The organism is Clostridium sp. YIM B02569 (assembly GCF_022320765.1).
In the GTDB taxonomy this organism is placed as follows: Bacteria; Bacillota; Clostridia; order Clostridiales; family Clostridiaceae; genus Clostridium; species Clostridium beijerinckii.
The window spans coordinates 183,005-195,655 of record NZ_JAKJJX010000007.1; the positions used below are offsets into that span (position 1 = coordinate 183,005).

The window sequence follows — 12,651 nt, forward strand, 5'->3', positions numbered from 1 at the left end:
TGTCATTTAAATTTATAAAATGCTATTGAGTCATATCCTACAAGATGTATCAACTAAAATGAAACCTCTATGTTTAATGTACTATTGCTATTTTGTTATAAAATAGCAAATTTTAAACATAAAATTCAGTTTTTAAACAAAAATAAGAGTTTACTTAACATAAACTCTTATTACTTATCTTTCTCATTAAATAATTGAAACTTCTGCTTCATCCTTAAGGAATAATGGTATTATTTCTAATGGCGCACTATAGTCTATTACTTGTCCGCCATTAAATATCTTCCCTGAATTTACATCTTTCCAATTTGCACCTTTTGGCAGATATACTTTTCTTGACCTATGTCCTTTATGAAGTACTGGTGCAACAAGAACATCTGTCCCAAACATATACTCATCTGTAATATCCCAACAAATCTCATCTTCTGAGAAATCATAAAATAACGGTCTTATAACTGGAGTTCCTTTTTCATGTGCTTCCTTCATAATTTTAGTAATATAAGGTTTCATCCTTTCCCGGATAGACATATATTTCTTAAATATTTCATATGCTTCATCACCATAGCTCCATACTTCATTAGCTGCACCGCTTTCACATAGTCCTCCACCGCTAGTTCCAAGTGGCTTTGAATGTGGTTCACGATCACCATGTAACCTAAATACAGGACAGAATGTTCCATATTCAAACCATCGAATTATGCATTCTCTAAAGTCCGAATCATCTGGATTCCCACCATGGAATCCTCCTATATCAGTTGTCCACCATGGTATACCTGCAATTCCCATGTTAAGACCAGCTGAAAATTGATTTCTTAAAGATTCAAAACTAGAATCAATATCCCCTGACCATACAAGTGCTCCATAACGTTGACTTCCTGCCCATGCACACCTAAGAAGATTAATTATATTTTCCTGCCCTTCTCTCTTCATGCCATCAAAAAACGTTTTTGCATACATAGCTGGATATATATTACCTATTTGTACATTTGGACCTAAGTGATACCTATAATTCTCGAAGTCGTAAACCGAGTATTCTGGTTCAGCTTCATCAAGCCAAAATATTTTTATGCCCTTATCATAGTAGTTTTTCTTAGCAGTTTTCCATACAAACTCACGGGCCTCTGGATTTGTTGGGTCATAGAAAACAGTATCTCCCAAAAAGTCCATAGTTGTTCTAATTCCCCTATCAACTCTTACTAAATAACCTTTTTTAAGCATCTTATCATAATTTTCGCTTGTCTTATCTACTGTTGGCCAAATAGAAACCATTAACTCAATGCCCATTTCCTTAAGTTCTTTAATCATAGCATCAGGATCAGGCCAATAATCTAAATCGAACTTCCATTCTCCTTGTTTTGGCCAATGAAAAAAGTCAACCACTATAACAGAAATTGGCAGGTGCCTTTTCTTATATTCACGTGCAATGCTTAATAACTCTTCTTGGGTTTGGTATCTTAATTTACATTGCCAAAAACCCATAGCATAATCTGGCATCATTGGCACTGTTCCAGTTGCCTTTGCATAAGCTTCTTCTATTTCGGCTGGAGTATCACCTGCTGTTATAAAATAATCTAATTGCTTAGTAGAATTCGCTACCCACTCTGTAATATTTTTTCCAAAAGTAACTTTTCCAATGGCTGGGTTATTCCAGAGCATTCCATATCCTAAACTGGATAATACAAATGGAACACTAGCCTGAGAATTTCTATGTGCAAGTTCAAGTACGCAGTTTTTTAAATCCAAATTTGGCTGCTGATATTGCCCCATTCCAAATAACTTTTCCTTTGGATTTGATTCAAATCTCATAGTTAAAGTATAATCTCCACCAAGAATAGGCTTAAATTCACGTGCTTCTATCTCTAAGGCACTGCAAAATCTATTTACATTTTTCCTATTTCTTACATACTCCTCTAAAAGAACATCGTCTTTAGCGTTATAAAATGTAATTTTTCCTTCCTTATCAATCCTTGCACGAATTTTTCCATTCTCTATATATGCTTCATTATTTTCAATATTAATCTTAATTTCACAATTTTCTTGTGGCAATAAGGCCCAATCATTATATATAAATTCTGCTTGCTTAGTGCTACGTATACGTAAACTATTTTTTCCCCAAGGCTCAATTCGTAACGTTTCGCAGTCATATTTGCGAATTAATACACTTCCGTAAGCTTCAAAAACACTATCATCTAAATTAATTTCCTTATTAGATTCCATAATATGAACTCTCCAATCTTTAAATAATTAAATTCATGCTTAGCCTTTAACAGCACCATTTGTCAATCCTCCAATTATATATTTTTGAAGGAATATAAATATTAAAACAACAGGCAAAACCAAAAGCACTCCATAAGCCATTATGGAATTCCACTGTATTCCATACTTGCCCATGAAATTATATATACTAGCTGTCATAGTTCTCTTTTCAGGGCTGGTTAAAAATGTTAGTGAATAAGCTAAATCTCCCCAAGCATATAAGAAGGAAAAGGCTCCTGTCATTATAAGTCCTGGATAAGATATTGGAAGCATTATTTTTGTAAATGCTGTAAATGTATTGCATCCATCAATCTTTGCTGAATCTTCAAGTTCTTTTGGTAAAGCAAGAAAATAAGTTCTAAGAATAAGAACTACAAATGGAACAGATATTGTTGCATCTGATAATATTGGAGCCCAAAGAGTATCTAGTAGATGTAAATTTTTATAAACTAAAAACATTGGTGTAAGTAATAATGCTACTGGAAGCATCTGAGTTACTAAGAAGATCAATATAAATACCTTTTTCCCTCTCATCCTAAATCTTGCCAAGCCATATGCAGCTGGAATAGCTAATACACATGCTAAGATCATTGAAGCGAATGCAACCTTACAGCTATTAGCTAGTGTTACTAGTATGCTGCTCTTTCCTTTAAATTGGTCTGTATAACTACTTAATGTAAAATCTTTAGGTATAAAAGTTGGAGGTGATGCAAAGATTTCAGCATTAGTTTTAAATGAACTTACTATAATCCAATATATTGGAAAAAGCATAATACAAGCTATACAAATTGATACAAAGCATAATATTATATTTTTTTGTTTATCCTTAAGAACAACCTTCTTCATTATCCAATCACCTCATCTTCCTTTATTAATTTGAGGTATCCTAAACTTACGCAGAATAAAATAGCAAACAATACATTGGCGACAGTAGCACCTTTACTAAATGAAAATTGCGTAAATGAAAGTTTATATGCAAAAGTTGACATTAGTTCAGTACTATTAACTGGACCTCCATTTGTCATAACAAATACTAAATCAAAAACTTTAAATGTATAAATAAATCCAAGAACTAATACAGATAAAATCGCTGGTCTTAATGATGGCAGAGTTATTTTAAAGAATCTCTGAATTACATTAGCCCCATCAACTTTAGCTGCCTCATATAAATCATACGGAATATTACTTAACCCAGTTGTTAATAACAACATATTAAATGGAATTCCAACCCATGAGTTTGTTAATATAACTGAAAACATTGAGGTTTTACTGTCTATAATCCAGCCTATTGGCTGTGATATCAGATGAAATTTCATAAGTAATTCGTTTATTATACCTCCGCTTGTACTATACATAAATTTGAACAATAGTGCGGTTACTGTCATCGGTACAAGATAACTAACTACCATAAGTCCTCTAAGAGGTTCTGAAAGCTTAAATTTTAAATTGAAAAGCAAAGCTAGTCCGAGTCCTATAATAAATTGAATTGATATACTTCCAATAGTGAAAACTAAAGTATTCCAAATACTTATTGGCATTGCTGGATCTTTAAACACTTCAATATAGTTTTCTATACCGACAAATGGTTTAACAGGCTGACTAAAAGTCGTTACATTTACATCACGAAGACTTAAAATAAAATTATATATAATCGGATATCCCACAAAAACCAGCATAAATATTAGTGCTGGGAGCACAAATATGTACCCTTTTCTTTCTTCCTTAATAAATTCACCGCTATATTTATTTTTCAAAATTATTTTCACCTACCTTGCTTTAATTTAAAGGCGCCTTTCACTAAGTTTTAAGACACCTTTAGATTTTTTATATAGTTAAACAATTTAAGAATTTCACAAAATTCATAGCACTTTAAGTTCATATCTTCACTAGAAATCATAAATATATTTGTGGAGAAAACATTTGAAAATGAGCCGCTAAAGGTTCTTAGCTGTAGGTTGTTCCATTTTAGCTTGTCAAACTGAAAGTTGGAGCATGCTAAAGTGGATACAACCTGCCGCTTAGAACCTTCAGCGATATTTTCATAGCTTTTCGGAATCAAAATATTTATGATTTCGGTAAGTTAACTTTAAAGTTGGGTATCTATAAATTTATTTTAATACTGCATCAACCTTAACCTGTGCATCTTTTGCTGCTTGTTCTGGTGTCTTTGCATTTGTAAAACTTTCCTGCATTGCAGTAGACATTGCATCTGATATTTCAGGCCATTTTGGATGTGGGCCTCTTGGCATAGCGTATTGCAATTCATCTAGGAATACGCTCATAACTTGGTCTTTAGTAATTTTATCATCACTTTCTGCAACATCTTTTCTAGATGGAATGTAACCAAAATCAGCACAATATTCAGTCATATTATCTTTTTGCTGAGTGTATTTAATAAAATCCCAAGCTTCAGCTTCATGATGACCTTTAATTATCCCCCAGTTTTCTCCACCTAAATCCGATGCAAATACTTTATCTTTAGGAATTTTTACAACTCCCCAATTTAGGTTTGGTGCATCCTTCTTAACTGTATCTATAATCCATGGGCCATCTGTAATCATGGCTGCTTTATTAGTTACAAATTGTTTTTCTAAATCATTTTGTGTCCAGTTTATAACTTCCTTACTCATTGATCCATTTTTTATAAGATCAGTGAGATATTGAAGCGAACTTATTCCAGCCTCACTTCCAATTTCATTAAATTTAGCTCCTGTTGAAATAAGCCATGGAAGATATTGAAATGTTCCTTCCTCATTCTTTGGTGCAGCTATAGCTAAACCATAAGTATCTCCTTTTGTCAATTTCTTAGCTGCGGTCTTTAATTCATCAAAAGTTGTAGGGGGCTCAACTCCTGCTGCACTTAACATGTCCTTATTATAAAACAAAGCTAAATCATTGCTTCCAAGTGGGATTCCATAGTATTTTCCATCTAACTGACATGATGAAATCGGTCCTGGATAAAATTGATCTTTACCATCATAGGAATTCATCTTATCTGTAATATCTGCAAATAATCCCATCGCCGAAAATGAAGCCATATCTGGATTATCAACTAAACCTATGTCAGGTAGTTTGTCAGCAACAAGTCCTATTGTAAACTGCTTAGTAAGTTCAGCTCTTGGTACAAATTCCACTTGAACTTCTACCTTATCTTGAGATTTATTATATTTATCAGCAAGATTTTGCATTGCATTTTGTTGTTGTTGCCCATCAAAATAGTGCCATACTGTAATCGTTGTCTTTCCTGCCGGATCAGCTTTAGTTTGAGTTGTGCCCCCACCACTGCTTCCACATCCAATAAATATAGTCGCCGACATTGCAATAGCTGTCAAACAAGCCAGTAACTTTTTAGTTTTTTTCATATTATTTACCTCCTAAATTCTTATGAATAATAACGTTTTCTATAACTTAATATTACATCTTCTAAATTACTTCTAATATTCTATTATCATGAAAAAAGTGTAAAATCATGATATTAATTTTACACTTTGTATTTAAGCCTATAAAATAACAAATATTCGAACTTATTATCGCTTATCATTTCTTAATAAAATTTCATATATTCCTTTGGGGACATTCCTGTTGATTCTTTAAAAACTTTGCAAAAGTACTTTGAATCACTATAGCCGACCTTCTCTGCAATTTCATAAATTTTTAGTTTATTACTTCCTAATAATTCCTTTGCTTTATGAATTCTAAATTCTTTTAAGTAATCTGAAAAACTTTTTCCAAGTTCCTTTGTAAATAACCTACTTAAATATTCTGGAGTTATGTTCATTACACTTGCTATTTCCTCAAGAGAAATTTTATCACTATAATACTCTTTTATATAATTTATAGCTTTTCTTACAATCAATGAATTTACTTTAGTCTCATCATCATTTCTTTTGGACATCTTACGAATTATATAATTTAGCCGCTCTTTTAACTCATCAAATGTAAAACTATTCTTAATCGAATCTAAAACGCCTTCATTATTAAACTCAGTATAAAGATTACTATTACAGCTTTTAGCCACAGTTAAAATCGAAAAAATATACCTGCTGCTAACATAGATTATCTCGCATGGGTCGTAGATGTTTTCTTTCAAATATGATATAAATTTTTCATTAATATCAGCCAACTTTTTCTGATCATTGTTTTTTATGGCTCTTAACACTTCATTTTCAAGCTCTCTTGGATAACTACAATGATTTATTTTTAATTTAGATATTAGTTCTTCATGGATCACTTCATTATTTCCAAATGAAATAGGCCATCTAGACAATCTTTGTAGCTTTTTAAATGAACTTTTAATTTCAGCTAGTTCGTTTAGATTAATAATACTAATAGTAGTACTTAGGAATCCATTCTGCCTAAGTGAAAATAATAGCTTATGCTTTAGCATTTTTATAAATTCCAAGTAAGCTGTTTTAGTAATTACTAAAATAGGCAAATAATCATACTCTTTTAAAATAGAGTAATAGAAATTTACGATATTGTAATTCTTCATAGCTTCATAAATCTCTTTTATTATAAGTTCAATTTTATCTTCGTATTTATCTCTAAGATGCAAATTAACAACATATATATTTTCATTTTGCTTTACTTTACTTTCAATTATTTTGTAAAAATGCTCTAAATTTTGTCCTTTATTTAGCAGTACTTGTCCCAATATTTCTTCCTTAAGTATACCTTCTTCTAAAAGTGCATCTTTTTCCTTACTTAAATTAAGCTTTTTTTCAATATCCTCCATGGTATTTTTTAAAGCAGTATAAGTTATAGGTTTCAATAAGTACTCTTTCACTCCAAGTTTTATTCCTTTTTGTGCATACTTAAAGTCTGAATATCCACTAAGTATAATAATATATGGATCTTGACCACAATCCTTAATTTTTTGGAGCATATCTAATCCATTTATTTTCGGCATTTCAATATCTGTAAAGATAAGATCTGGCTTATGCTCTTTAGCTAAAAGGAACCCTTGTTCTCCATCCGAGGCTTTTCCACAAACGATGTAATTTTCATTAATCTTTCCTAATAAGTTACCCAATCCTTCTCTTGCATTAATTTCATCTTCTACAATTAAAATTTTCATAAATATCCCCCTTAAAATATCAATGAAATAATCAAAGTTATTGTAGTTCCTTGCCCTTTAACACTTTCAATATTAAACTTAGCATCTTCACCATAATAAATCTTTATCCTGTCATATACATTTTTTATACCTATATTTTCATCTTCATCTTTTCCTGATTTTATATTATTAATTATCTCTTGAAGCTTTCTATCTTCAATACCCAATCCATTATCTTTTACTATGATTTTTACATAGTTATTTTTAAATATATTTATACTAACTTTTAATACTCTTTTACTATCATATCCTTTAAATCCATGGATAATTGAATTTTCAATTAAGGGCTGTAATATTAACTTATGAATTCTAGCCCCTAAGACATTTTCATCTACATCTAAATCCAATACGAAGCTATTATTAAATCTAAGCTGCTGCAAATATACATATTTCTTCAACCATTCAACTTCATCATAAATAGTCACTTCCTTATTAATATCACCTATGCTATATCTTAGTATTTGAGCAAAGTTTCCAATAGTATCACTCACTTCATAATTTTCATTTTTAATCGCCATCCAGTTTATGCAATCTAAAGTATTATACAAAAAGTGAGGATTAATTTGAGCAACAATTGCCTTTATCTCAGCTTCTCTTCTTTTATTTGATAATTCAACAATAAAATCACTTTGATCTTTTATATCCCTTATCAATATATTTATTGTAGACAACATTTCATTAAATTCGTCTCCTATAAATGACATTTCATCTTCTGTGCTTAGCTTTATTTTTACATTGAAATTTCCTTTCTTAGCTTCCTTCATTCCACTGACAATGATTTTAACTGACTCATACAATTTATTTGAGAATATTATAATAACTAATGTTAAGATTATAAGTATCAATCCTAAAAATACGAAAGTTAAATTTCTTAATAACTTAACTTCATAAAATAAATTATCTTTATCAACAACATTAATTACTTTCCAGCCAACACTATCTATGGGAATACTGCTAACAGATATATTTCTGTTCTTAAAGCTCGGCATTGAATATATTAATTGATTCAGTGTTTCCATATTATCCGTATCATTAATCTCACTGCTAGAATAATCTTTTACATATGTTCCAATAAACTTCTTATCTTGAAATGATATAACTCTCCCATCATTATCAACTATTACAGAACACATATTAAGCTTGTCTTCCTCGAAATCCTCCTTATCCATCTGAACATTGCAAACATCAAATAGAATTTGTTCATCAAAACTCATAATAATTATGCCAATTTCATTTTTAGTTCTGATATCTCTAACTTTTAGTCCTATGTGAAACATATACTCAGATTTTCCATGAATAAAGCTATTACAAGTTGTAGGTAATATTACGGGAGTATTACTATTTAAGATTTCAGAATAAATGTTACTTTTATCAGAATTGCTGTATTCTTCCCATATTCTATTATTAATCCCTTGATTACCTTTATCATAATACACATTTCTTCCATTGTTTCCAACAAAGGTTATAGCCCTAATTTGATTTCTTGAATAAGAATAAGATCCAAATGCATCTCTGATTTTATTGATAGAAGCTGCCTTTTCAAACTCATTTCCGTCGTTAAACATTTTCTCTAATTCCAAACAATCATTATCTGCTGCAATCCTATATAAAATATCCTTATAATAATTCATATCAGTTTCTATGTTAGTTTTTATGTAAAATAAATTTCTATCCGTAAGATTTGTAATCTTCTTTTCCAGGTAATGTTGTGACAGCTTATATAAAAACACTTGACTAAAAACCATTGGTATAATTGAAATAATTATAAATATGCTTAACAATTTTGCTTTTATACTATAACGTTTCCAATTCAAAAAATATCTAATTGTATTCGTACTATTGTTAAAAAATTTCATTATTTATAATTTCACCACTCTTTAAACACATGAAAATAAATAACAAGTCCAAAGTTGATGTGAATGTTTTCCGTCAGGCGAGGCGACCAATCACCCTCATAGCAGGCCTATTAGAGCAATTTGGCGATAATCAGTGAACCAAAAATAAGAATCGAAATCTTATATTTTCACACAGTGCAATCTATGATTTTGCGTGAATTCGCCTACTCAGCAAGCGAATGCGAGTCGAGCTTCCTCTGATAGAAAATAGGCTGCAAATGAGCTTTTTATTTATTTGATTGCGCCTTATTATTTTAACTTAATACATACATTATATTCCATTATTTTACTATCAAGCAACCGTACAACTTAAAATTCTCTCACAAAAAGTTAAGAATATAAAAAGGTAACAATGTAACTTTTTATATTCTTAACTTTTTTCATTTCTTACTTTTTTTCTTTTTTAATTGTGAAAAATATTTATTGAAATCAGTTTAACTTTCTTACTTCTTTCAAATTTATATTTTTTTAGCTATATAAGGTATGGAAAGCTCAATTCATCAAGGCTTATCGTAATTTATCAGATGCAAATACGTCAGTAGAAAAGGTGGTATTAAAAAAAGGACTAAAAGCAAAACTGCTAGTTACTTAACATAAATTTCGTAACTAGCATTCTTATTTAGCTTATTAATTATACTCATTTAACTCTTGGTAGGTTTACATCATCAAAACTTCCAATAACAAAATATGAAGCCTGAGATTGCACAAGGAGCTTCTCATGCTCATCAAATATTTTGCATGCACACCTCACTATATTTTCACCATCACTTACAACCTCACCCACTGCTGTAATTGTGTTTCCTGCATTTACGTTTTTTATATAGCTAATACTTAAATCTGTAGTTACTATACGTTTCCCTAGAGTTGTGCAAGAAACTCCCATTACAACATCTGCAATTGAAGCCAAAGTCCCTCCGTGTATGTATCCATATATATTACAATGCCTATCTATAATTTTCATTTCGTATATAACTTTTCCCTCTATGACTTCAACAATTTGAGGATCAAGAAAATTTTCAAGTATAGATTTATTATAATTTTCCTCCAAATAACTTTTTAACCAAACAAGATGTTCTTTTGACATAATAACTCCTCCTTCACTTTCACGCATTGCTTAAAATATCTTTCTTAATAACCTGTAAAGCAATTACTAGTTTTACCTTTGTTTTACGCAAATATATATTATTTTAACTCAATCTTTTATTACGTATATGAATATTAATATCCTACTAAGACCTTAACTTATGCATATAGTTCGCCGAGATACGGATTATGATTTCGTTCCAGTTTCTAAGGAAATTATGATGGATGATTCTAAGATCACAATTTGCTAATACTTTAAGTTCGTATCTTCACTAGAAATCATAAATATATTTGTGGAGAAAACATTTGAAAATGAGCTGTTAAAGGTTCTTAGCTGTAGGTTGTTCCATTTTAGCTTGTTACACTGAAGTGGGAGCATGCTAAAGTTGATACAACCTGCTACTTAGAACCTTCAGCGATATTTTCATAGCTTTTAGGAACAATATATTTATGATTTCGGTAAGTTACCAAATAAATTTAGTTTTAGAGTTGGATATCTATATTATAGCAAACAAATTAAATATATCCTAACTTAGAACCAATCCCTAGAATTGAAATACAATGTTCTTCATATTATTTAGCTTACACAAAAATCCAAGTTGAATATAATTTGGATTCTTATTGATTTTTATAGAAATATTATATAAAATGAATTAGTAGAGTAATTGATAACAATATTCAATTAATAATCAAGAGGTGAATGATTTGAATATAAGAAGAAACAAGCTACTTTTTATATATAGTTTAATAACATTAATTAATTATACTTTCAATACTAAGGCTTTTGCTGCAGTAAAAAACAGTATAAGTGAAGACGCTCCTTTATACACTTTCATAAATTTTGCTAGTTATATTTATAATAATTACAAAACTTTCATATTCATTATTTTAGGTATTATTTGTATATCATTATTAGATGCCTTTTACTGTCTTGTTGTTAAAGCAAGAGAACAGTCAAAATATCTAAAAGACTTAGATTTAGAACGCGAAAGATATTTTATAGTTGTTGAACAATTAAATGATATTATCTTTGATTTTGATATAACTGAGAAAAAAATCTTAAGTTCATCTAAATTTGAAGAAACTTTTGGATGGACATTAAATATTCAAGATTATAATAAAAGTTTTTTAAATGAATTGAAAATACATCCTGATGATAAGATATTAATTAATAAAATCACCGATGACATGAAAGCTTTAAACAAACAGTCCATTATAAAACAAATACGACTAATGAAGAGCAATGGGGACTATCTTTGGTGTGAGCTAAAACTAAACTATATACAAAGAGATAATAAGATTGTCAGAGTAATAGGTAAAATTACTGATATAGATCATATTGTAAAAGAACATTCTATACTAAAGCTAAGATCTGAATATGACCAGCTAACACAGGTATATAATAAATCTACATTCTATGAAAAAGTTAAAAATTATATTATAGATAATAAAAATGATAACTGTATGCTTATTTTTATAGATTTAGATAATTTTAAAGCTATAAATGATAATTTAGGACATATGGTTGGTGATGAAGTTCTAAAGGATACCGCAAATAAGATTTCTGACGTCTTTAACGGTACAGACGTTATTATTTCCCGATTTGGCGGAGATGAATTTTGTGTATTTAAACCAAGTCACTCTATTTCATTTATAAAAGATAAAATTAACATTTTATGCAATAACCTCAATGCTACATATATTGGCAACAACACTGAAATAACTGTATCTGCAAGTATCGGTGTTTCCTTTTACCCTAAACATGGAGATACTTTGGAATCCTTAATTCATAAATCAGATATAGCATTATACAGTTCTAAAGAAAATGGAAAAAATCAATTTACCATATACAACAAAAAGCTTGAAATTGAATGTTAAGTTAAAACAAAATTAAGAAATCATCGAAATTATTATCGAGGATTTCTTAATTTTTAGTTTGAAATATCGAATAAATATATATTAATTAGTTGATGAAGATCCAAATATAATAAATGTATTATATTTCAAATCATATATTGACTAATAGTGTGCCCCCATCATTCCAATCGGGCATCAAAATAGTTTGACCATTCAGTATTCCATCCAACTAATAGCCGCTTTTTTATGTTGCTCCAAAGTGCTTTCTGCGCTATCATTCTGCATTATAATATAATTAATTACAATACCATTCTTAATAAATTTCTAGAAAACAAAAAATAAGCTCTAGATAAACTAGAACTTATTTTTCAACTTGGTGACTCCTAGGGGAATCGAACCCCTGTTACCACCGTGAAAGGGTGGTGTCTTAACCGCTTGACCAAGGAG

General features: G+C 30.0%; 8 protein-coding genes. 1 reads left to right on the forward strand and 7 read right to left on the reverse strand.

What is annotated here, in order from left to right:
• Nucleotides 1–186 precede the first annotated feature (186 nt).
• From L3B96_RS08700 to L3B96_RS08730, 7 genes are all read right to left on the reverse strand, one after another.
• On the reverse strand, nucleotides 187–2,214 hold the full coding sequence (locus L3B96_RS08700; RefSeq protein WP_238860334.1) for a glycoside hydrolase family 31 protein: 2,028 nt from the start codon (nucleotides 2,212–2,214) through the stop codon (nucleotides 187–189).
• 39 nt (nucleotides 2,215–2,253) lie between these two features.
• The gene (locus L3B96_RS08705) at nucleotides 2,254–3,099 is read right to left on the reverse strand and encodes a carbohydrate ABC transporter permease (protein WP_017212927.1); all 846 of its coding nucleotides are present in this window, start codon (nucleotides 3,097–3,099) and stop codon (nucleotides 2,254–2,256) included.
• Nucleotides 3,099–4,007, reverse strand: a complete 909-nt coding sequence (locus tag L3B96_RS08710; protein ID WP_238860336.1) for a sugar ABC transporter permease — start codon at nucleotides 4,005–4,007, stop codon at nucleotides 3,099–3,101. Before L3B96_RS08710 ends, L3B96_RS08705 begins: the two co-directional genes overlap by 1 nt.
• 354 nt (nucleotides 4,008–4,361) lie before the next feature.
• Nucleotides 4,362–5,615, reverse strand: a complete 1,254-nt coding sequence (locus L3B96_RS08715) for an ABC transporter substrate-binding protein (protein WP_173708049.1) — start codon at nucleotides 5,613–5,615, stop codon at nucleotides 4,362–4,364.
• A 182-nt stretch (nucleotides 5,616–5,797) separates the two neighbouring features.
• Entirely contained in the window at nucleotides 5,798–7,330 is a 1,533-nt protein-coding gene (locus L3B96_RS08720) for a response regulator (RefSeq protein WP_238860338.1), read from the reverse strand.
• Nucleotides 7,331–7,341: 11 nt separating this feature from the next.
• Nucleotides 7,342–9,225 (reverse strand): histidine kinase, encoded by a 1,884-nt coding sequence (locus L3B96_RS08725; protein ID WP_238860340.1) that lies wholly within the window; start codon nucleotides 9,223–9,225, stop codon nucleotides 7,342–7,344.
• A gap of 676 nt (nucleotides 9,226–9,901) precedes the next feature.
• Nucleotides 9,902–10,348 carry a PaaI family thioesterase gene (locus L3B96_RS08730; RefSeq protein WP_238860342.1) on the reverse strand — a complete coding sequence of 149 codons (447 nt, stop codon included), beginning with the start codon at nucleotides 10,346–10,348 and terminating at the stop codon, nucleotides 9,902–9,904.
• Between the two features lie 695 nt (nucleotides 10,349–11,043).
• Between L3B96_RS08730 and L3B96_RS08735 the strand changes: the two genes are divergently transcribed.
• Nucleotides 11,044–12,225 (forward strand): sensor domain-containing diguanylate cyclase, encoded by a 1,182-nt coding sequence (locus L3B96_RS08735; RefSeq protein ID WP_238860344.1) that lies wholly within the window; start codon nucleotides 11,044–11,046, stop codon nucleotides 12,223–12,225.
• Nucleotides 12,226–12,651 lie beyond the last annotated feature (426 nt).